This window comes from Lysinibacillus sp. NPDC093190 (assembly GCF_050280425.1).
Classification (GTDB): Bacteria; Bacillota; Bacilli; order Bacillales_A; family Planococcaceae; genus Lysinibacillus.
The window spans coordinates 293,228-314,684 of the sequence record NZ_JBNNVG010000002.1 but is presented as its reverse complement, the minus strand read 5'-3'; the positions used below and the strand labels follow the sequence as shown (position 1 = coordinate 314,684).

Annotated in this window: 17 protein-coding genes, 6 pseudogenes and 1 riboswitch; of the genes and pseudogenes, 15 read left to right on the top strand and 8 right to left on the bottom strand. The window is 32.3% G+C overall.

Going from position 1 to position 21,457, the window contains the following annotated elements:
- Positions 1–295: 295 nt before the first annotated feature.
- From ACQKOF_RS03530 to ACQKOF_RS03515, 4 genes and pseudogenes are all read right to left on the bottom strand, one after another.
- Positions 296–667, bottom strand: a complete 372-nt coding sequence (locus ACQKOF_RS03530) for a hypothetical protein (RefSeq protein WP_427553740.1) — start codon at positions 665–667, stop codon at positions 296–298.
- Between the two features lie 175 nt (positions 668–842).
- Entirely contained in the window at positions 843–1,421 is a 579-nt protein-coding gene (locus ACQKOF_RS03525; protein ID WP_427553738.1) for a peptidylprolyl isomerase, read from the bottom strand.
- A gap of 130 nt (positions 1,422–1,551) precedes the next feature.
- Positions 1,552–1,713, bottom strand: coding sequence for a lipoprotein BA_5634 family protein (locus ACQKOF_RS03520; protein ID WP_427553762.1), 162 nt, complete (start codon positions 1,711–1,713; stop codon positions 1,552–1,554).
- Positions 1,714–1,751: 38 nt separating this feature from the next.
- Positions 1,752–1,911, bottom strand: a pseudogene (locus tag ACQKOF_RS03515) (IS3 family transposase); the annotation flags it as partial.
- A gap of 321 nt (positions 1,912–2,232) precedes the next feature.
- Here ACQKOF_RS03515 and ACQKOF_RS03510 point away from each other — a divergent pair.
- Positions 2,233–4,194, top strand: coding sequence for a methyl-accepting chemotaxis protein (locus tag ACQKOF_RS03510; protein ID WP_427553736.1), 1,962 nt, complete (start codon positions 2,233–2,235; stop codon positions 4,192–4,194).
- A gap of 149 nt (positions 4,195–4,343) precedes the next feature.
- Here ACQKOF_RS03510 and ACQKOF_RS03505 read toward each other — a convergent pair whose 3' ends face one another.
- Positions 4,344–4,925, bottom strand: coding sequence for a hypothetical protein (locus ACQKOF_RS03505; protein WP_427553734.1), 582 nt, complete (start codon positions 4,923–4,925; stop codon positions 4,344–4,346).
- Positions 4,926–5,016: 91 nt separating this feature from the next.
- Between ACQKOF_RS03505 and ACQKOF_RS03500 the strand changes: the two genes are divergently transcribed.
- The 5 genes and pseudogenes from ACQKOF_RS03500 to ACQKOF_RS03480 all read left to right on the top strand — a co-directional run bounded on the left by ACQKOF_RS03500 (position 5,017) and on the right by ACQKOF_RS03480 (position 10,229).
- Positions 5,017–5,688 carry a hypothetical protein gene (locus tag ACQKOF_RS03500; RefSeq protein WP_427553732.1) on the top strand — a complete coding sequence of 224 codons (672 nt, stop codon included), beginning with the start codon at positions 5,017–5,019 and terminating at the stop codon, positions 5,686–5,688.
- A 98-nt stretch (positions 5,689–5,786) separates the two neighbouring features.
- Positions 5,787–6,623, top strand: a complete 837-nt coding sequence (locus ACQKOF_RS03495) for an aminoglycoside 6-adenylyltransferase (protein ID WP_427553730.1) — start codon at positions 5,787–5,789, stop codon at positions 6,621–6,623.
- A gap of 342 nt (positions 6,624–6,965) precedes the next feature.
- Positions 6,966–7,202: pseudogene (locus tag ACQKOF_RS03490) on the top strand (MFS transporter); the annotation flags it as partial.
- Positions 7,203–7,710: 508 nt separating this feature from the next.
- Positions 7,711–8,391, top strand: coding sequence for a response regulator transcription factor (locus tag ACQKOF_RS03485; protein WP_427553728.1), 681 nt, complete (start codon positions 7,711–7,713; stop codon positions 8,389–8,391).
- Positions 8,388–10,229: a sensor histidine kinase gene (locus ACQKOF_RS03480; protein ID WP_427553726.1), complete on the top strand. Its 1,842-nt coding sequence runs from the start codon at positions 8,388–8,390 to the stop codon at positions 10,227–10,229. Before ACQKOF_RS03485 ends, ACQKOF_RS03480 begins: the two co-directional genes overlap by 4 nt.
- Positions 10,230–10,307: 78 nt before the next feature.
- On the opposite strand, the gene ACQKOF_RS03475 is transcribed toward ACQKOF_RS03480, so the two are convergent.
- The gene (locus tag ACQKOF_RS03475) at positions 10,308–11,027 is read right to left on the bottom strand and encodes an N-acetylmuramoyl-L-alanine amidase family protein (RefSeq protein WP_427553724.1); all 720 of its coding nucleotides are present in this window, start codon (positions 11,025–11,027) and stop codon (positions 10,308–10,310) included.
- A gap of 274 nt (positions 11,028–11,301) precedes the next feature.
- Here ACQKOF_RS03475 and ACQKOF_RS03470 point away from each other — a divergent pair, with 274 nt between their 5' ends.
- The 5 genes and pseudogenes from ACQKOF_RS03470 (at position 11,302) to ACQKOF_RS03450 (ending at position 15,927) form a co-directional block, all read left to right on the top strand.
- Positions 11,302–12,135, top strand: coding sequence for a polysaccharide deacetylase family protein (locus ACQKOF_RS03470; RefSeq protein WP_427553722.1), 834 nt, complete (start codon positions 11,302–11,304; stop codon positions 12,133–12,135).
- A 553-nt stretch (positions 12,136–12,688) separates the two neighbouring features.
- On the top strand, positions 12,689–12,979 hold the full coding sequence (locus ACQKOF_RS03465; RefSeq protein ID WP_427553720.1) for a hypothetical protein: 291 nt from the start codon (positions 12,689–12,691) through the stop codon (positions 12,977–12,979).
- A gap of 447 nt (positions 12,980–13,426) precedes the next feature.
- A pseudogene (locus ACQKOF_RS03460) lies at positions 13,427–13,645 on the top strand (hypothetical protein); the annotation flags it as partial.
- Between the two features lie 93 nt (positions 13,646–13,738).
- On the top strand, positions 13,739–15,184 hold the full coding sequence (locus ACQKOF_RS03455; RefSeq protein ID WP_427553718.1) for an ABC transporter permease: 1,446 nt from the start codon (positions 13,739–13,741) through the stop codon (positions 15,182–15,184).
- 11 nt (positions 15,185–15,195) lie between these two features.
- Positions 15,196–15,927 carry an ABC transporter ATP-binding protein gene (locus ACQKOF_RS03450; RefSeq protein WP_427553716.1) on the top strand — a complete coding sequence of 244 codons (732 nt, stop codon included), beginning with the start codon at positions 15,196–15,198 and terminating at the stop codon, positions 15,925–15,927.
- A gap of 389 nt (positions 15,928–16,316) precedes the next feature.
- Here the strand turns inward: ACQKOF_RS03450 and ACQKOF_RS03445 are convergent.
- Positions 16,317–16,664, bottom strand: a pseudogene (locus tag ACQKOF_RS03445) (hypothetical protein); the annotation flags it as partial.
- A gap of 653 nt (positions 16,665–17,317) precedes the next feature.
- A riboswitch (purine riboswitch) is annotated at positions 17,318–17,416 on the top strand.
- 59 nt (positions 17,417–17,475) lie between these two features.
- On the opposite strand from ACQKOF_RS03445, the gene add reads away from it, so the two are divergent.
- Positions 17,476–18,468 carry an adenosine deaminase gene (add, locus tag ACQKOF_RS03440; protein WP_427553714.1) on the top strand — a complete coding sequence of 331 codons (993 nt, stop codon included), beginning with the start codon at positions 17,476–17,478 and terminating at the stop codon, positions 18,466–18,468.
- A 434-nt stretch (positions 18,469–18,902) separates the two neighbouring features.
- Positions 18,903–19,409: pseudogene (locus tag ACQKOF_RS03435) on the top strand (MFS transporter); the annotation flags it as partial.
- Between the two features lie 567 nt (positions 19,410–19,976).
- On the opposite strand, the gene ACQKOF_RS03430 reads toward ACQKOF_RS03435, so the two are convergent.
- Positions 19,977–20,453 (bottom strand): GNAT family N-acetyltransferase, encoded by a 477-nt coding sequence (locus ACQKOF_RS03430; RefSeq protein ID WP_427553712.1) that lies wholly within the window; start codon positions 20,451–20,453, stop codon positions 19,977–19,979.
- Positions 20,454–20,605: 152 nt separating this feature from the next.
- Between ACQKOF_RS03430 and ACQKOF_RS03425 the strand changes: the two genes are divergently transcribed.
- A complete protein-coding gene (locus ACQKOF_RS03425; protein WP_370044480.1) occupies positions 20,606–21,040 on the top strand; it encodes a MarR family winged helix-turn-helix transcriptional regulator in 435 nt (144 codons plus the stop codon).
- A 69-nt stretch (positions 21,041–21,109) separates the two neighbouring features.
- Positions 21,110–21,321: pseudogene (locus ACQKOF_RS03420) on the top strand (MFS transporter); the annotation flags it as partial.
- Between the last annotated feature and the right edge of the window lie 136 nt (positions 21,322–21,457).

The window sequence follows — 21,457 nt, the reverse complement described above, 5'->3', positions numbered from 1 at the left end:
ACGAATCGAATAATCAAGTTCCAGGTATGTTTCTATTTTTACACGTTCTGATATGGTAAGATGGGTATAGCTCATAACGATTCCTCCGTTTGAATTTGGTGTGGTAACTACATTCTACACGAGGTCGTTATGGGCTTCCTTTATATTGACTTCTGGGTGTTGCACTTAATATTACAATCCGTCATATAAAATACATATCTCAAACAAAGTATAATTAAGATAAAAAGATGTCTGCTTATGGGGGAAGCAGACATCTTTTTATGAAGGATTTCTAATGTGCAATAAAATTTTGTCCTCAAATACCTGTTTTATATTTAGAAATATTTTTTTCTTTTTCAAAAATAGAAGTATTCTGTTCATATTTTTTTGGATTAGATAACTTTTCAATCTGTTGTATCAACATATCCTTTAAATCTCCGGACTCTTTCATGTTTTCTTGGGTTTGTTTAATCTTCATAATAAGTACTCTTTGTCCATTTGGTTTCACAATATATTTACGTATATAACCATTTTCATATCTGATTTCAAGTTTAGATTTGTTATTTTTTTCGTCTTCGTCTTTATGTATATTTTCATTTCCAAATAAATCTAAGAGACTTTCATTTTTTATATTTTTATTTACCTCTGTTTTCATAAAATTTAATGTATTACCGGTTTGAATTTTCATTCATAACTCTCCTTCATTTCAAAATTGCAAATCAAATGCTTTGTGTTAAACAAACTTAAAATAGGTTTAATTTAGTATTTTATTATAACCTATAAAGTTAATAAATGGAGGTTTTATTACTTAAAGCATTAAAAAAGTGTAAAGGCTTATGCCCTTACGCTTTTTGTATAAATAATTATTTACTTTCTGTTGATGTATCTGCATCTTCAGTCGTTGTATCTGTTTCAGCAGCAGCTAAAAACTTATCTAACGCTGTTTTTATATCTTCATCTTTAATCTTAATATCAGCATCTTTCAACATTTCCGCTACTTTTGTTAATAGCCTTGAAGGATCCGCTTTTGCTAGCTTTAATTGCTTTTCAAGCTCGGCTTTTTTATCTTCGTATGATTCTTTAATCTCACGCTTGTCCGTCACTTCGATGATATGATAGCCAAAGCTAGATTGAATTGGATCGCTAATAACATTTTTTTTCAATGCGAAAGCACCTTCTAAAAACTGTTGATCCATATTAGTTGCTTTGTTAAACCAACCTAAATCCCCACCAGTTGTTTGTGCTGTTTGTTCAATAGAATACTCTTTTGCAACTTTTGCAAAATCTTTCCCAGATTCAAGTTCCGCTTTCACCTTTTTAGCAGTCTCTTCATCTTTTACGACTATATGACGAGCTTGGATTTCATTTTTGATATTTTCGTATTCAGCTTTAATTTCATCTTCTGTTACTTCTACATCTTCAACTAACGCCTTTTCCTCCATTAATTTGGGTTCTAGGGATTTTTTGTATGAATACTGTTTTATTCATGGAATTCTCTCCTAACTTCTTGTTGTTGCAGTTGTAAAACAAAGTTTCTATTTCGACTTCTATAATTATTTTTACAGAGAAAGATTATCTCCATATAAACAGTACCTTACGAAAACCTTGTCCTTTTGTTACTATATCTTTCGCTGTTCTTTCATCCATAATTAAGACTGAATGACCATTATCTTCTGTTATCTTGACTTTATATAAATCTATAGATTTAACTTTATTTTTTTGATCTACTTTTATTTCTGCTATTGTTTGTCACCTAAGATTCTTCTAATGTTAATATTTGTTTCATCTTTAAAATAACCAAAAAAACGATTCTTATGGTGGGTTATCCCAACAGTTGCCTCGATGTGACATGGATTGATTTAGTCCCATTTTCTGTACAAGCTTTTGGAATTGAGGATTGGTATAGTGGAAGCCTTGATCCGAGTGATAAATACACCTTCCGTTAGTTTGATATCATTCTTCTTCAAATTCCTTATTGTATTCAGGGCGGTATGTAGGGGCTCTATTTTTACTTGAATGATGAAGAAGTGCAAAAATAGAAGGTTTTATGTTAGAAAAATCAAAAAAATGAAAAGGGGGTTTTGGATTTAAGTATTTCGTCCGATAAAAGCTTAGGGTGGAAATTTAAACGATAAAATAAGGGAAGGTTGTGAACAGAATAGGGGCGGTATTCTTTTTGAGTCTAAAAAGAAACCACAAAATTGTACAAAACACACATCTTAAAAACTAATAAAATCAAAAGGAGAACGGTTTATGAAAAAATTATTTGGAAGTTTTAAGGGTAAGCTTTACACATTATTTGCTCTTATCTTGCTAATTCCAGTTATTTCAGTAGGAAGTTTATCGTATCTTTCAGCAAAAGATTCAATAAAAAACGAAATACTTTTTAGTGCGAATGAAAGTGTAGAAATTTTAAATACACTAATCGATCAGACCATTAGTGAAAAAATAAATGATATCACTGTTTTTAGCGAGGATATCGATTCTTCTAAGTATAAACAGCAGGGGTCTGCAGTACAAACAAAATTTCAACAATATATAAAGCTGCATCCGGATGTTCAGAGCATTTATATTGGAACAAATGAGGGAGCATTTTTTCTAGAACCAAAAACGAATAGCGCCGATTATAATCCTTTAGAACGAGACTGGTATAAAGAGGCTACAGCATTAAAGGGAGAAGTCTTAATTACGAATCCTTATATAGGTGCAGGAACTGGAGATTTGGTCGTAACAATTGCTCGTCAGGTAAAGGATCAATCTGGGGTAATAGCAATTGATATAAAATTGACAAATCTTCAAAAAGTCGCTAGTTCTATCAAAATCGGAAAAAATGGATATTCTTCTATTTTGGGTGAAGATAAAATGGTCATTTCACACCCGACTATAGAACCGGATAGCGAAATAAAAGAAAGCTTCATCGACAAAATGTACGACAGCAAATCTGGCACGTATGATTATGTCTTTGACGGTGATGACCGTATTATGTTCTTTACAACGAATGAACTGACAAACTGGAAAATTACTGGAACAATTTTTGCGAAGGAAATTGACCAATCAGCATCATCCATTTTGTATAAAACGTTTATCGTACTAATCGCTGCGATTGTAATCAGTACGATTGTTTTCTTTTTTGTTATGAAGGCAATTATAAAACCGATTAAATTGCTCAAGGATAGTGCAGTAACCATAAGTAAGGGTGATTTAACTGAAAAAGTTACGGTAAAATCTCATGATGAGATTGGACAGCTAGGGCAAGCCTTTAACGATATGCAAGACAGTTTAAGAACTCTTATTCAAGAAATTGAACAAAATGCTGAAGAAGTAGCCTCGTCAGCAGAAGAGCTAACAGCCAATGCCACTCAAACGAGCACAGCGACAGAAAAGGTGGCCATTTCGATTCAAGATGTTGCTTCGAGCGCAGACTCGCAAACGACGAGTGCCAATAAGAATGCAGAATCGTTACAGGAACTTTCTAAGGCCATTCTTCATATTGCAGAGATTTCTTCTACTGTGACAGATCTTTCACAGCATGCAACGCTGCAGGCAGATGAAGGTGGAAAGGCAGTCCAGGATACAAAAGATCAAATGCATTCTATCCATTTATCGGTGACCGATTCAAACACGAAAATTCAAACATTACATGAACGCTCTAAGCAAATTACGTCCATTTTAGATGTAATTACAAGCATTGCAGATCAAACGAACTTACTTGCTCTCAATGCAGCGATTGAGGCAGCAAGAGCAGGGGAGCATGGAAAAGGCTTTGCAGTTGTTGCTGATGAAGTAAGAAAGCTTGCGGAGCAGTCGCAGGAATCTGCACAACAAATTTTCGAGCTAATCCATGGCATTCAGTTAGAAACAGAACAATCTGTAAGCATCATGGCAAAAGTTACAGAGGATGTTCAAAATGGACTACATGTATCGGATGAAGCCATCGCGAAATTCCAAGTGATTAAAACAAGCATGGATAAAATAACTCCTAAAATGGAAGAGGTATCATCTGCGTCTGAACAGATGTCAGCAAGTGTACAAGAGGTGACGGCTATTACGGAGAATTTGGCATTCTCCGCACAAGGAAATGCATCTGCTTCAGAGGACGTTGCAGCGTCTACAGAGGAACAATTAGCTTCGATGGAAGAAATTAATGCTTCTGCACAAGCTCTTGCGCATATGGCAGACGTATTAAAACAGCTCATTAGTAAATTTAAATATTAACAGAATCAGATATAACATTCTTTTTTACATCTTCTAATGTTTCGCATATAAATAAAAGTACCCTATAAGAGAAACTTTTTTAGAGTTTATCTTATAGGATACATTTAATAAAAAAGCAAGGATTATTAATTACTGAGCTCAATTAAAAATTACATAATTTCTTTATTAAGATAACGAAGATAGCGCCAACGAACAACAAAAAAGTACATAACTTGTAGAGATAAAAAGAATGTTAGTAAAAAGACAGAATCCATTACAATAGAAAATGAGACGAGCTTCTGTAGTGCGATAAGTGCAATAATACTATGAAGTAAAGCTATTACAATTGGTAAAAAGAACATGATACAAAGTTGGCGTGCTATTACTTTTTTTAGTTCATTTTTTGTTAATCCAGTTTTCGCGATACTCATGTTTTGATGTTTATCTCTTTCTAAATCAGTATATAGACGTGAGTAAAGGAAACTTGCAGCAAAGGTGAAAAATAATATTCCAACTAGTGCACTTGTAATAATTAACATCCCATTTTCCTGTTTTTCAACTAACCATTGTACTACCAAGGCTTTAAAAGCATATTTTCCCTCTTCATATATGGGAAAAGCATTCTCTAATTGTTTAGTGACTTCTTCTGGTTTCTCCCAATCCTTGATAGTAAACAAATGATAATTCAATTGTGTACCCTCATTCTGACTTGGTGGGATTTTTTCAAACATTTTATCAGAAACAACAATCATTCTTACACCATCGTCTTTTCCATCCCATCCAAGATAGGAAACTGTTTTTTTGACACGTAAATGAATATCTATATCTCTTTGAAATAAGTCGATGGTGTTATTAATAAGAGACGCTGAAATTTATTCAAATGATATAGCTCAAAAGCTATTTACGGGGAAATTGGCAGACATTGTATGGGTTTACTTCGGACGTGATGAAAGTGATATTATTAATGGTAACTTTATATGTCATACAACATGGGTTGATGATACACAAAATAAAGAACAGTGGTATAGAATAAATAATGAAGACACTTTTATGATAGATGGAGTCCATATTAATATACATTCATATTATGATCATCTAAAAATTTTTACCAATGAGAATAGAGCAAGTAAAGATGAAGTATTGTTTGAGACAAAAGAAATATTAACGGATATGTTGACATTAGCAGAAAAAGTAATTTCTCTTTATAATGAATATAGAAATGAAGTATATACAGAAATGGAACTTTTCGATAAATTAGAATTTTTAATTCCAAAAATAGAAGACGGTTTTCTATTAAGTACAGATTTAGCTATACCACCAGATGAAATCAATGATTGGTTTAATACTTGTTTGGCGTTATTTGGAACTATCCATGATTTTACACTTTATTACAATAAAAAATATAAAGAGCAAAGAACAGAAAAAAATAGAAAATCTTGCATGGAAATAGCTGTTCGGAGTTACTATACTGATTTACAAGAACTAAAAAAATTAGAAAACAAAATAAATAATTAACGTATCCTATTAGAGAACGGATTAACGTTATTTATATATAAGAGGACCTCCTAATAGGAATACGTATAAAGAAATTGAATACTTTGGGAGGAGAAAAAATGCGTTCAGAAAAAGAAATGATGGAACTAATATTACGAGTTGCCGAGAAAGATGAGAGAGTACGAGCTGTTGGAATGAATGGTTCTCGAACGAATTCTAATGTACCTGAAGATACTTTCAGAGATTATGATATTGTTTATCTTGTATCTGACTTGCAATCGTTTCTAACTAATCATGATTGGATAAATGTTTTTGGGAGAAGAATAATAATACAAACACCAGAGGATATGGTAATGTTTCCACCTGAATTGGGCGGGAGATTCTCATATTTAATGTTATTTGTGGATGGCAATAGAATTGATTTAATGTTGATTCCGATTGAGGAAAAAGATATTTATTGTTCTGAAGATGGATTAACAGTTATTTTATTAGATAAAGATGGGGATATGCCTAAGCTTTCTGAACCAACAGATAAAGATTACTGGGTAAAAAAACCTTCTGCTGAATTTTTTGCAGATTGTTGTAATGAATTTTGGTGGGTTACAACCTATGTAGCGAAAGGGTTATGGAGACAAGAAATACTTTACGCTTATAACCATTTAAATAGTGTAAGAGAAATGTTGCTAACAATGCTTGAGTGGAGAGTTGGTATAGGAACCAATTTTTCATTGAGTGTAGGTAAAAACAGTAAGTACCTAGAGCGCTACGTTAATAAGGACATATGGAAAAGATTGATGAAAACATATCCTAGTGGAGATTACGAACAAGTTTGGAATTCGTTGTTTGAAACAATTGACTTGTTTGAGCAAATAGCTATTGAAGTAGCTGATATTCTTGAATATCAATACCCTTTTGAAGATGCGAATAAGGTAAAACAATACCTTCATAAAAATTAAACTTAATATTTATGAAGGTATACACTTAAACTAATGAGGGCGTTTATTGATAAAAACTAACAACTTATTATTTCATTTTTAAGGGATAAATAATTATTGGATGTAAATTGAAACAACTTTAAAGAGCTTTGCTACTTCTAAATTGTAGTAAGGCTCTTACCTTTTTGATTAAAATTAATTAACTTTATTAAATCTAATCAAAAGAGGGTATAAGTTATAAAACAGTAGCGAAAGAATTAAAAATTGATCATTCAATGGTGAGACGTTGGGTTTCAGGAAAGGAACAACTAAAGTGCCACAGCAGAAGAATTTTATTACTCTTTTTAATATGGTTACTAACCAACAACACTTGGGGCTGTGGCAGGGCCAAATTTAGTAGAAATTATGGGGAAAGTTGCTCTTTCAATGGGTGTTCCGGCACTTGCAGGTCCATTTATCTTATCAGGTCTTGTCCTTTTTATTATGTTACGTCCTGATCCATTAGAAATTGCAAAAATGATAGAAGCGGACAGACGAAATAATGAATACGGAAATAAGACGGAATCCTTTAGTGAAAAAGCTATCAATCTCAGGCATGGTAGTAGCTAATGCAAGCTATGCAACATTATCTTTAGCTGGAGGTCTATTATCTTTAATCCTTATTCCAGTTGTCATGTGGTCAAGAAAAGCTTGAGATAAGTTATTGATACTAAAATTTTTAATGGTTATTAAAATAGTTTCAAAGTAACCAATGCAATCTTTTTTAAAACATGCAGTAACAGTAGCGTAGCCCTATCCACTATATGCACTGGATAGGGAGGGGTAATGGGAGCAGCAGCTTCAACAAGTTGCCTAGTTTTACAAGTTCTTCACAAAGGGTGCCTTTTATTTCTCGACAGCTTTTTATTAGATACCCAGAGAAAAATGAATTATTTGCAGAGATTTTACCTGATATGAAGATTAAATAAAGATATAGCAATGTCGTTGATTCTACTTGCTTACTCGCTTAATATGGACATGTAAAGTTCATCAATAAATAGATTAAATGTTACTAACATTTAATCTTGGTTAGAATGAACTTAGAACATTAAATAAGCAGGGGATAAAAATGATTGGTCCAATATTAATTATAGAAGATGAGGATATTTTACGAGAAATTCTTAAAGATTATTTCCTGAATGCAGGTTATTCAGTATTAGAAGCTAAGGATGGTGAAGAGGCACTAAAGGTATTTCAAGAAAACGAGCTTAGTTTAATTATATTAGATATTATGCTACCTAAATTGGATGGATGGACTATTTGCCGCCGAATTAGAAAAACTTCAAATATCCCGATTATTATGTTGACTGCTCGTACAGATGAAGATGATACATTATTAGGTTTTGAATTAGGAGCCGATGATTATGTAACGAAACCTTACAATCCACTCGTTTTATTAGCACGTGCCAAAAGGTTATTACATCACCGGGAACAGAAAAATGATGTAGTAGGTGACTATCTAGAAAGTGGTGGCATCAAAATTCATATTCCTTCTAGGACTGTACAAGTAAATAATGAAGAGAGTTCTTTAACGCATACAGAATATGAAATGCTACTGTATTTAATGGAAAATAAAGGGATAGTTATAACGAGAGATCAGCTTATAACAAAAGTATGGGGTTATGAACATATTGGAGATGACCGAACGATTAATAGTCACATGCGAAACTTGCGAAACAAATTAGGTGACCATTCCACATGTATAAAAACGATTGTTCGAACAGGCTATAAATTCGAGGATATACGATGAAAAGAGGAATTGTATTTAAGTTGTTTTTATTAACAACTATGCTTTGTGTACTTATTTTGGCTACCATTTTTGTAGGACAAACAATATTCTTCAAACAATTTTATATGAATAAAAAAATAGAAGATTTAGAATCCAATTTAACTGTATTTGAAAAAGAGTATCGAAAAAATAGTAACGACATTGCAAAAATTCAGCAGCTAGAAAGAGATTTTGCTGAAGGAAATAATGCTTGGATTACAATATTGGATCAGTATGGTCATTTAAAGCATGAGGATGATTTCTACATTGAAATCCAATTAAATGAGTATTATCAAACACTACTCGGTATGAAAACAACTAAAGTTCCTTTATATATGATTGATGATGATAATTCGGTCCAGTTGTCGGAATCATTATTGAAGAATAGTCAAGTATATGTTATTGGAATCTTGAAAGAGTCGCAAATAACTCCAGTCGAAATAATGATAGAACCAGCCGAAATAAATATTGAAAATGAAGTGTATAGTAGAAATCAAAATATATTGGAAAAATCTTTTACTTTCAGAAACAAAATGCTCTATGGAAAAATGGGAATAACTAGGGAAAATTTAAAAGAAATATATATATCTAATAATTATGATTTGGTAAATATAGGAGGGGAAATTATTAATATTCAACTTCCACAAAGTAATGATTTATCCAACGTCATTTATTCTAATTCATTATTTTTAGAGCAAATTAAAGATTTTCAAAATAAGCTATTATTAGATGAACTAGATTTTCCTAATTCCACTACAGCACTAATTAATTATGAACAAAATGATATTAAATACAAGATTTTAATAGCAAAATCAGATGAAACGAATTCATATATATTTTCAATGACTTCACTACAGCCAGTTGATGAAGCTGTGCAAATGATTGAAGAATATTATATTTACATTGTTGCTTTTGTTTCTTTATTAATAATATTGGCATCTTATTACTATTCAATAAAAATTGCAAAGCCATTATTAAGGATTAATCGTACAACGGAGAAAATAGCGAATTTAGATTTTTCTGAGACAATTGCTGTTCAGTCAAATGATGAAATTGGAGACTTATCGAGGAATATCAACTTACTTTCGAACGGGTTGAGTATGTATATTGAGCAGCTACAGCAAGACATTGAAAAGGAAAAAAAGCTAGAAAATACGCGGAAAGAGTTTATTTCTGGTGTATCACATGAATTAAAAACACCTTTAAGTATTATGAAAAGCTGTATAACGATATTGAGAGGGAACGTTGCAAACCATAAGAAAGAGTATTATTTCAATGCATTGGAAAAAGAAGTCGATAAGATGGATTTATTGATTATCGATATGCTTGAATTAGCAAAGTATGAATCGGGTACGTATAAAATGCAAATGGATTCTTTTTATATCCATTCACTATTAGAAGAGATTTGCGAAAAACTAATGCCTGAAATACAGCAAAAACAATTGCAAGTTGAGACCCATTTATCACAGATTAAAGTAGTAGCCAACCAACGCCGTATCGAACAGGTTCTTACGAATTTTTTGACGAATGCTATTCGATATTCGCCTTCGCAAGAAAGAATAATTTTGGCGATAGAGGTGAAAGGAGAACTGGTGAAAATAAGTGTGGAGAATAAAGGTGCTCATATCGAAAAAGAACATCTAGAGAAAATTTGGGAGCGCTTTTATCGGATTGATGCTTCTAGAAAAAGGTCAGACGGTGGTACTGGTTTAGGACTGGCAATTTCGAAAAATATATTAATGCTACATGGAGTAGAATACGGTGTTTGCAATACAAAGAATGGCGTACAGTTTTATTTTTATCTACCAATTAAAGAGTGAGAAACAGCTCATACAAACGGTTTTATAAACCCTTCGTATGAGCTGTTTTTTATGGAGCTACATAATTTCATAATGATTTTATTTTGCAAAAAATTCAATAATCCCATCTACGATAGATATAGCAGTTTTGCTTTGAAAATCTTTAGAAACCATTCGGATTTCATCTTCTTTATTTGACGTAAAGCCCAGTTCTAGTAATACTGCAGGAGCAGAATTGTTCTTTAAAACATAAAAATCACTGTCTTTTACACCACGATTTTTGGCATCAATACTTTGCTTAAAGATAGATGTTTGCAGGATTTTAGCTAAATTTTCACCCTTATTTTGATGTGAACTGTAATGAACAGTTATTCCGTTAACACTAGGATCGGTAAAAGCGTCGTGATGAATACTAATATACAAATCAGCTGAAGCATCATCGGCAATCTGAATTCTTTTTTGTAAAGCTTCTATTTGATTACGCCCTAAATCTATATCTTTATCACGTGTTAGGATAACTGTTGCGGCTGTTCTTTTTTCAAGCTCCTGCTTAATGTTTTGTGCTACTGTAAGATTCACCTCTTTTTCTCTTGTTCCATAGGTTAAGCCAGTTGTGCCAATATCAACGCCGCCATGGCCAGGATCAATCACGATGTTTTTTCCTTCTAATAAATCAATGGTATTACTTTCTACTATAGTATTGTCAATTTCAATTATCTCAGCACGATTACCTTGAGTAACATACATTAGATAAACAATACTAGCACAAATAAAAGATACTAAAAGATACTTCCAACTATTTTTCTTCATTTTTTTCATACTCCAAACTATTAAATTCGCTGCTTAACGTGAACCAATAGTAAGATACCTAGATAAAGATAAAATGAAGAAAAGATGAATATGAAGTAAAACTAATTCCTGACCGTGCATTATGTGCAAAAATAAATCGATGAACTGTTGAAAAAGTAAAGTTACCATACACCATTCAATTAAATAGAGTCAGTAATCTTCTTTAATTTAACTCGACACAATCTGCATTTTATCTTTATATTGTTCAATTAAACTAGCTTTTGAAAAGGAGAGATTGAACAATATGAAAACAAAAACATCACGAAAAACTATCACGATAAGTTGGATAATAATAATAGGAATGGTTCTAACTACTATTTTAATGTTCTATATGAGAGAGAAATCCGAAGCATCATCTGTCAAAATAATTGCAACGGAACAAAGTAAACAAATAGCACCAAAAGAGCAAAGTGAAGTTATAAAAGAGGAGCCCAAAATAGAGAATAAACTATCGATTAGACCCTTAGGAAAAGTTGTATATCTAACATTTGATGATGGTCCTAGTCAATTGACTGGACAATTTTTAGATGTATTAAAAGAACATGATGTAAAAGCAACTTTTTTTATGCAAGGGGCTAATTTACAGAATAAGAATTTACAAGACAATGTAAGACGAGCTACGTCTGAAGGGCATTATGTAGGAGCACATAGCATGACACATAATAGTAAACGTTTATACACAGACGGTAAGTTTGTACAAGAAATGAATGAAACAATTTCTATAATTCATGATATTACAGGTGAAAACCCTAAATTAGTTAGATCTCCATATGGTTCAGTACCAGGCTTAAATAATGAACAACTTCGGAATCAAATTGTAGAAGCGAATATTAAAGTATGGGATTGGACAATTGATTCTTTAGACTGGAAATTGAAAAATAACCCATATCAAATTGTAGAAAATATAAAAAATGGAACTTCAAGAGATATAGAAGTTGTGCTCATGCATGAAGTACGTCAAACACTCCAAGTACTTCCAAACATTATTTCTTTTTATAAGGAAAGAGGGTATAAGTTTGGGGTTTATAATGACTTACTTCATTTCCCTTTAAATTTCCACAACGATAAACGATTGTGAAAAATGTAGGTGGATGTATTATGTAAATCAATAAAATTGAGAATACGAGAGGACGTATCAAACTAGTGGGTCAAAAAAGTATAATAAAGAATTTAAACAAACGGTAATTTCGCTTTTTTCGGGTACAACTGTCAATCTATCTACTAGAGAATAATGGCGTGTCGTTGAACCACTTAAGGACGATTCATAAAAGCGACTTCGCATTCTAATTTACGATTGGTGAATTCGATATTGTACAGGATACATCTTTTTAAATTCTGTTGAAGATTTCATTCCGAATTCACCTAATCTTGATTTTATCTTTACATTGTTCAGCAATAATTGTTTATGTAATACAAATAATGAAAAGAGGAATTAAGATGAGTAAAAAGAATTTAATCATTGCACTTGGTATTTCAATAGCATTTTTAGTAGCGGTGGGCATACCTACGCTAAACAAATTCTGAAAGATGAGTCAGGGAAACCAGTACAAATAGTTAACACAAAAACGGATGAAACAACAAAACAAGAAAGTAAAGAGCTACCAACTCAATTTAGTTTTACTGATGAGGCTTTGTTTACAACGAATGGTCAGCCGAATTACTTTGCTAATGCGTTTTTAAATAATCAGGACCTATTTTCTTTATTAAAAATGAATGCAACAGAATTAAAACAAGAATCGACAACTGGTAAATCGGTTGTAGAAATTGCATCATCTAAGAATGTATCTACACAAGAAGTGATTGAAGTTATTGCGAAAGCACAAAAAGAGGTGCAGTTTAAAGGAGGAGAAACGGAAGAAATGATAGAAGAATATTCTAAATGTATCGAATTAAAAGTATTACAAGTAATTGAGTACAAATAAGCGGTAATAATTATTCTTACAACTTTAAAAATATGTTAAACCGTTGAATTATTATTTATAGAATTAGGAAGAATACAGATCATACAAATGGTTTTGTTAACCATTCGTATGATCTGTTCTTTTTTATAAAGTTACATGAACTCATGTAAGTTTTATCTGGCTACTGGAGCAGAAATGTGTGCTTCAGAGCAAAATAATCACTGTCTCTTACATTAAATTATACCTTCAGATGGGAACCCTACTTCGAAAGGTACTTTTTGTTCAAATGAAACTAAAGCTTTTGTTTTGGTCTGTATTACTCATGAGAATTGGATGAACTACAAGAGTTAAAAGTAGGGATAGCAACGTATTTATTATTAAAGCAAATGAAGACTTGTAAAATGATGAAATATGCATTGTGTAATTTAAATATAAATGACTAAATACAAATACTTGGTATTATATGCTTTCGGTACGTTTCAACCGGCTGAAAGAGGATGGCTGCAAGTAATGAAAACTATGGAACTATGTGTAGAAGAAATAGAAGTAACCGGTGATTACGGATTAGCATTACAACAATATGATATTATGATTGCATTGAATGAACAAAAAATAGAAAATGTCATCCAATTCCGTAAATATTTATTTAAGAAGAAAAAATTGGGTAATACAATTGACTCCATATAAACTCCTGGATAACTCCATACAAACTCCTGAATACCTTCATACAAACTCCAGATAGCGTATATAGAATAACAACTATCAAGGAGGTTAGGAAAAATGAATTTTATAAAACGCGCAATTCTCAGCATGAAAAAAAGAATAGGAACATCATTAATTTTGATGGCTGTCTTCCTGATTGTAACAAATTTGGTGCTGGGAGGATTCGCTATCCAAAATGCATCACAAAAAGCTGCTGATTCAGCAAGAAAAAAACTGGGCGCAGATGTTACTTTAGGCCTTGATTTTGATAAATTAGGAAAGCAAGCAAGGGAAACTGGCGAAATGCCTATTTTGCCAGATCTCAACATAAAAGAAGCAGAGCAGTTAGCGAAGTCCAAGCATGTAAAAGACTATAATTATATTACTAGTACTTTGGGAATATCGGATGGGCTTAAATTAGTAGGAGCTCCAGAAGGAGAAGAAGACGAAGGAGCAGGAGCAGGCAGAGCGGGAATGGCGGGTATACGAGGAGGATCAGGTTCAGCTACAACAATAGATATGAATTCTTCTTTTATGATAGAAGGAGTTCGGAAGACTTTATTACAAGAAAGCTTTAAAAATGGAAAGAGTGAAATCATTGCTGGGAAACCAATTACAGAAAAGATGGAAGATCAGAATGTAGCTTTAATGGAAAAAAGATTAGCGGAACAAAACAAATTAAAAGTGGGAGATAAGGTTAAAATTCAATCAGGGGATAAGAAGAAAACTCTTGAAGTTGAAATTATTGGTATTTACAAAACGGAAGACCAAGGACTGGGTCAAAATCCCCCTCCTATAATGGATCCAGCTAATAAGCTATATATGCCTTACTCTACTTTAAAAAAATTAGAAGCAGATGAAGGTAATAGGAGTAGCATTCAAGTCGTGTACTTCTTGAACGATCCGCTAGACATTGATGCATTTAAAAAAGAAGCAAAACAATCTGATATTGATTTTAATTATTTTAAGTTAGATGCACATGATTCATTGTACAAACAAATGATTGGTCCTATCGAAAATATCTCTTCTACTTCTCAAATGATTATCTATATTGTATCTATTGCAGGTGCTATTATCTTAGGATTAATCATTATGTTATCGATTAAAGCACGTCGTAAGGAAATGGGGATATTATTGTCTATCGGAGAGAAAAAATGGAAACTGATAGCGCAGTTCGTAGTAGAAGTAGTATGTATCGCTATTTTAGCGTTTGGAGTATCTCTAACAACAGGAGCTAAAGTTTCTCAATTTATAGGGGATAGTTTACTTTCTAATGAAATTGCTACAGCAAGCGAAGAAGAAGAAAATCCACAAAATAGTAGTGTAGTAATGGTATCTGGACCTGGTGGTACTCTACAAAATGAAACAGAGGATCCAATTGATAAAATTGATGTAAGTGTAACAGGTGAGGATTTAGGAAAAATGGGGGGAATTGGACTAGCTATTGCTATATTAGCTACTCTTCTTCCGGCATTATCTATTCTACGGTTAAATCCAAAACAAATCCTTTTAAAAGATGAATAAGGAGGCTCGATATGGAGACGATTTTACAATTTAAAAACTTAGATTATTATTATGAAAGTAATGGAAAAAAAGTAACGATACTAGATAATGTTAATTTTTCTTTTCAAAAAGGGCTTTTCTACACGATTTTAGGGCCATCTGGATCTGGTAAAACTACAACTCTTAGCTTAGGTTGTGGGCTGGATTTACCTAAGCAGGGTTATGTACTTTATAATGGCAAGGATATTCGAAAAATTGGTTTGGTTCGATACCGTAATCAGTATGTATCCGTGATTTTCCAAGCCTATAATTTGATTACCTATATGACTGCTCTTCAGAATGTACTAACGGCAATGGAAATTACAGGTGTGAAGGTACAAAATAAAAAAGCAAGAGCATTAGAATTGTTAGAGAAGGTAGGACTCACAGAAGTAGAAGCGAAACGCAACGTCTTGCAACTAAGTGGTGGGCAACAACAACGTGTAGCAATTGCTCGAGCACTATCTTGCAATGTAGATTTACTTATTGCTGATGAACCAACAGGAAATCTTGATGGAGAAACAGCAAAAGAGATTATTGAGTTGTTTCAGGAGCTCGCCCATCAAGAGAATAAATGTGTAATTGTTGTTACGCATTCACAAGAAGTTGCAAAAAAATCGGATCGAGCAGTTTACTTAAGCAAAAAGAAGTTAGAAATAAAAGATATGAAGAATCCCACTAAAGAAAAATCGAAAAATATTAACTGCAACCCTATTAAAAAATAACATTTAAAGTGACCTGGAAAAGTTAGAAATGGTTATTTCATATGAAGTTTGCTCAAAATGAGCCCGGTATTACACGGACTCTTCCTGTAGATTTGAAATAAAGACGTACCGTTTAGAAAAAAGATGTACTGTTTCATATTTATCGAGACCTAAATTGTAAAAGTCATAAAATATAAAGGGTGATACATATTAGTCATATAGACTATGTATCACCCTTTTACTTCTTGATCAGTAATCGTGCCCGATTGGGATATTTATGTTAATAATGATGTTTATCTTGTGAAAAATTTTACTTAAACTAACGGCGCAGGTTAGATAAGAAAATCATAAAAGGAGAAGGAAGTAAAAGGAAAGAACCATCGTTTTATTACTGATTGGTTAATTTATTTTTACCATGGAGTTTCAGTTTTATGCTCGATGACTTGTATTACTATTGGTTCAATATTTTTTAATATTTGCTCGTATAGTCTACTATCGCCATTATTTTCACCCTGAAGTTGTACATCAGCCTGTGTTTTTGTAATGACATTAATTACTTGTTGTTTAGTAACGTTTTTAGAAGCTGCAATCTCCACTACAGATTTTCCTGTTGCCAATTCTTGTTTTAATTCTTGTGCGTTTATTTTTAATAAAGACAATAAAATTTCATCGTTCAAATAAAAGTCTGCAGTATAATCAGGTTTACCATTTAAAGAAAATAAACCTTCGACTTTAATATTTGAAGGTGTAGGTTTACCTTCTAGTACTGTTTGAATTTCTTCAGGGGTTGGTGCTTTAATAGAATTTACAGTTTCTACCGACTCATTTATTTCTTTTTGAGTAGCATAGGCACTGCCAGCTCCTACTAATAATACTGTTGAAATTCCAAGTGCAGTGAATAATTTTGTCTTAGGATTTAACATTTTAAAACCTCTTTTCATTGTTTTATTTGGTGTTACAAGTACAAATATAAACGCAGCATGTAAAGATGAAGTGAAGATGAAATAAAGTTGTAATCAAACTTTATTTTTACACTAACCGGTGCTTCTTTTTTGTTATGCAGCTAAAAGAGGCAGTTTAGTGCAAGAAGGTGTTACTGATAAAATGGAGAATTTAAAAGGAAATAATATCAAAAATTGATGAGAGGCTTTGGTTGTGTATTTTAAATTGTTAAAAAACATTTTACTATTATAATTGCTTTTTTGATCCTTTTGCAAAAATTAATATTTGCACAAGTGATTTCATAGCGATAAGACGGTGACACAATTAGAATAAAATTAAACGAGTTTTGTTGAAAAAGGTAAATGAAAATTTTTATTGTAGAATCTGCTTTTACAATAAACAAAATGATTTATCGGTGTTAGGGAACATGTTGACAATCTAATCTTTTTTTATTATCATTTTAAAAACCATTAAGGAATCAATAAAATTTCGTATAACCCCAATAATATGGTTTGGGGGTCTCTACCAGGAACCGAAATTCCTGATTACGAAGAAAGTACAAAACTTGTATTTTCTTTGTAGTCAGGAATTTTTTTTCTGTATTTTAATCTATTTCGGAGGTCAAAAATGAACTTTTTAGCATTACCAAAAATTGAACTACACTGCCATTTGGATGGAAGCCTTAGGGCTGAAACTATTATCGATATTGCACAGAAGGAAGGCATTCAGTTACCCTCTTTTGATAAGGATGAACTGCAAAAGGAGCTGATTGCTCCGTTAGAATGTGAATCCCTTGATGAGTATTTAAAAAGATTTTCTCTTCCTAATTTGGTCATGCAGTCCAAGGGGAACTTAAGAAGAATTACTTTTGAGCTATTTGAGAATGCAACAAGAGAAAATGTGAAATATTTAGAAGTTAGATTTGCCCCGTTACTTCACACATTACAAGGTCTTGATGTTGAAGAAGTTATTCAATCTGTTATAGAGGGGATGAGGGAAGCTGAAAGCTGTTACGAAATAAAGGGAAATATAATCCTGTCTTGCATGAGGACGATGTCTGTAGAAAGCGCATTTGAGGTGGTTGAAAAGGGGAAAAAGTTCCTTGGAAAAGGTGTAGTGGCAATTGACTTATGTGCATCCGAAGAAGAAGGCTTTTGTAAAAAATTCGTAGATCCAATCGCTTTAGCCAAAGAATATGGCTACAGAGTCACTATTCATGCCGGTGAAACGGGAATTGGTAAAAACGTACTAGAGGCTGTTGAACTGTTGGGTGCTGAAAGAATAGGACACGGAGTATTTATTAAAGATTGTGCAGAGGCTTATAAGATTGTGAAAGAAAGACAGGTAGTGCTTGAAATGTGTCCAACAAGTAATGTCCAAACGAAAGCTGTTCATCATTATTCTGAACATCCGATTTATAAGTTTCATAAAGATGGAATAAAAGTGACATTTAATACGGATAACAGAACAGTATCGGATACTACAATGGCAAAAGAAATCCATTTAGTTAACAACGAATTTAATCTAAGTGAAGAAGATTATCGGCAAATATATTTAAATAGTGTAGAAGCATCCTTTGCTGACCAAGAAACTAAAGAATGGTGTTTAGGGCAATATTAAAGAAATTTAGATTTAGCAACAAAAATAATCCCCGAACGCGAACATATTTTTTAACTATCATAAAACTAATCTTTTTATAATATTAGCAGATTGTGAAGAAAAGTACTTAAAGTAACGGGTGGAGTTTGTTGAATAAGAAATAAAATAACTTATTATTCATTTTTTAAGGGATCTATAATTAATGGATGTAAATTGAAACTAAAAATGAAACTAAAGAGCTTTGCTACTTATAAATTGTAGTAAGGCTCTTACCTTTTTGATTAAAAATAAATAACTTTATTAATTCTAATGAAAAGAGAGTATGAGTTATATGCAGTAGTGAAAGAACTAGAAATTGATTTTTAAATGGTAACTTTATTAATTCTAATCAAAAGAGGGTATGAGTTATAAAGCAGTAGTTTAGAGATCATTCAATGGTAAGACGTTGGGTTTTTATGGTGCTTACTCAAATTGTAATGGTTGCTATTATGACGATGACACCAGTACATGTAAAACATCATGGTCATGGTTTATCGGAAGTAGGTATTGTTATAGGATTTCATGTAGGTTCCATGTATCTTCCGTCGCTCGTAACAGGTATTCTTGTTGATAAAATCGGACGAACAGCTATGAGTATAGCTTCAGGAGTGACATTGTTATTTGCTGGTTTATTAGCGGCATTCGCACCGAGTGATTCTATGGTTCTTTTAATCATTGCTCTTTCTTTACTTGGATTAGGGTGGAACTTTGGCTTAATTAGTAGTACTGCACAAATAGTTGATTCAACTGAACCTTCCACTAGAGCAAAAACGCAAGGGAAAATAGATGTTTTAGTTGCACTAGCAGGGGCTTCAGGTGGTGCTCTCTCAGGTATGGTAGTGGGCTATGCAACATTACCTTTAGCTGGAGGTCTATTATCTTTAATCCTTATTCCAGTTGTCATGTGGTCAAGAAAAGCTTGAGATAAATTATATGATACTAATACTAAAAATGGTTCTAAAATAGTTCCAAAGTAACCAATGCAATCTTTTTTAAAACATGCAGTGAAATCAAGAATTTAGAGTAAATTTAAATAAAACTTTATTAAAAAACAACTTAATTTAAGGTTCTTTTATTGGCATTCGGTACTCCGAGATGTAAATTAAAAGAACCTTTTCCTCTTAATAAAAACAAATAACTATGTAATTAGCTATTTGTTTTATCATCTGCTTCTGTTTGATTAGATGCCTTAATTACCTCATTAAAGGCTGCTATAATTTTCTCAATTGTATATCTCGCTTCGAGTAATTCATTAGTTGTTTGTTCTAATTTATTTTGTAGTAAGGCTCTTACCTTTTTGATTAAAAATAAATAACTTTATTAATTCGAATCAAAAGATGGAATGAGTTATAAAACAGTAGCGAAAGAATTAAAAGTTGATTCAATGGTAAGACGTTGGGTTTCAGATAAGAAACTACTAAAGTGCCGCAGTAGAGAATTTTAATATGCGATAAAAATTCCTCAAATAGCCGTTTTTAATGGACTTCTGGTTAATTCAAATCTTTTAAATACCAGGCATTCATAGTAGAATGTTCAGAACCTGAGAGTGGCTCATGTAAAAGTGTAAATCCAAATTTTTTATATAACATACATGCAGTTTTTAATTGATGCATTGTTTCTAAGTAGCACTGTGCATAATGTTTAGATGCAAATGACAAAGCTGTTTCCATTAGCATCTTTCCAAATCCTAAACCTTGTGTTTTTGTACTTAAGTATAGCTTTTGCAATTCACAGACTTTATCATGTTCGTTAAGAGGTGCTATACCAATTCCACCAACAACCTCTCCTTCCATTTCTACTACCCAATAGTTTGCATGTTTTAAATTATTATAATATTGGTGAAGGTCGTTAAGTTGAGGGTCAAAATAAGCTGTCCCAGGAATCGCTAATCCAAGTGATTTTAGTGAATCTTGTATTATTTCCTTTACTTTTGCATTGTCTTCTTTTCTAATTTTTCGAATAATCATATTATATAATCTCCTTTAATTCGGTAATAATAAAGATAAGATTGCGAAAGATTTTTTGAAAATGGCATCCCTAAAACATGGACAAAGTCCGCATTTTAAGGATATAGTTATATTAATGTTAAAAGTGGACAAAGTCAACTAAAGGAGAATGTATGGATAAAGAGATTATTTATGATATCAGACAATTCAATCGATTTTATACAAAGGTACTTGGTTTATTTAATAACCAAATTCTTGATACAGATTATTCATTGACTGAAGCACGAATACTATTTGAAATAAGCGAGAGAACGGAGTGTATTGCGAATATTCTCGTGCAAGAACTTAATATTGATAGAAGCTATATGAGCAGAATTTTACGTAAATTAGAGAAGGAAGAATTAATAGAGAAAAAAAGCTCAACAATTGACAGTAGAAAAAACCTTCTCTTATTGACAAAAAAAGGAGAAGAACTGCTAGAGAAAATTAATATTCAGTCAGATCAACAAATAAATCAATTGTTTAGTGGACTAACTGATAGTGAAATTAATGTAATTCGTAATTCGATGATGGTAATAAAAGAAAAATTTCATAAAAATAGATTTTAAAAGTGTTTAAATATTCAACGGATTTTGGGAGAGATGTTTAACTATTCGTATTCGTTTTTTAAAATTGAAACAAGTACTGCTCAAAAAGTCGATTCAACTGGGCCTTCCTCTCGCGCAAAAACAAAAGGTAAAATAGATGTTTTAGTTGCACTAGCAAGGGCTTCAGGCGGTGCTCTATCAGGCATGGTAGTGGCTAATGTAAGTTATGCTACATTATCATTAGCTGGGTGGCTATTATTCTTAATTCTAATCCAGTTGTCATGTGGTCAAGAAAAGCTTGATAAGTTAAATGAACTAAAGTTTTTAATGGTTACTAAACATTTGGAATAATAGTTTCAAAGTAACTAATGAGTTGCAATAGCATAAGATACAGCCTCCATTTTTGGCTGCTGTATCTTATGCTATCGTGCAGATTAG

What these genes read in the sequence shown, in the direction of transcription:
- ACQKOF_RS03510 (WP_427553736.1), top strand. Translation starts at nt 2,233, where the DNA reads ATGAAAAAATTATTTGGAAGTTTTAAGGGTAAGCTTTACACATTATTT.
- ACQKOF_RS03470 (WP_427553722.1), top strand. Translation starts at nt 11,302, where the DNA reads ATGAAAACAAAAACATCACGAAAAACTATCACGATAAGTTGGATAATA.
- ACQKOF_RS03530 (WP_427553740.1), bottom strand. Translation starts at nt 667, where the DNA reads ATGAAAATTCAAACCGGTAATACATTAAATTTTATGAAAACAGAGGTA.
- ACQKOF_RS03455 (WP_427553718.1), top strand. Translation starts at nt 13,739, where the DNA reads ATGAATTTTATAAAACGCGCAATTCTCAGCATGAAAAAAAGAATAGGA.
- ACQKOF_RS03525 (WP_427553738.1), bottom strand. Translation starts at nt 1,421, where the DNA reads ATGGAGGAAAAGGCGTTAGTTGAAGATGTAGAAGTAACAGAAGATGAA.
- ACQKOF_RS03480 (WP_427553726.1), top strand. Translation starts at nt 8,388, where the DNA reads ATGAAAAGAGGAATTGTATTTAAGTTGTTTTTATTAACAACTATGCTT.
- ACQKOF_RS03505 (WP_427553734.1), bottom strand. Translation starts at nt 4,925, where the DNA reads ATGATTGTTGTTTCTGATAAAATGTTTGAAAAAATCCCACCAAGTCAG.
- ACQKOF_RS03500 (WP_427553732.1), top strand. Translation starts at nt 5,017, where the DNA reads ATGGTGTTATTAATAAGAGACGCTGAAATTTATTCAAATGATATAGCT.
- ACQKOF_RS03475 (WP_427553724.1), bottom strand. Translation starts at nt 11,027, where the DNA reads ATGAAAAAAATGAAGAAAAATAGTTGGAAGTATCTTTTAGTATCTTTT.
- ACQKOF_RS03425 (WP_370044480.1), top strand. Translation starts at nt 20,606, where the DNA reads ATGGATAAAGAGATTATTTATGATATCAGACAATTCAATCGATTTTAT.
- add (WP_427553714.1), top strand. Translation starts at nt 17,476, where the DNA reads ATGAACTTTTTAGCATTACCAAAAATTGAACTACACTGCCATTTGGAT.
- ACQKOF_RS03430 (WP_427553712.1), bottom strand. Translation starts at nt 20,453, where the DNA reads ATGATTATTCGAAAAATTAGAAAAGAAGACAATGCAAAAGTAAAGGAA.
- ACQKOF_RS03485 (WP_427553728.1), top strand. Translation starts at nt 7,711, where the DNA reads ATGATTGGTCCAATATTAATTATAGAAGATGAGGATATTTTACGAGAA.
- ACQKOF_RS03450 (WP_427553716.1), top strand. Translation starts at nt 15,196, where the DNA reads ATGGAGACGATTTTACAATTTAAAAACTTAGATTATTATTATGAAAGT.
- ACQKOF_RS03495 (WP_427553730.1), top strand. Translation starts at nt 5,787, where the DNA reads ATGCGTTCAGAAAAAGAAATGATGGAACTAATATTACGAGTTGCCGAG.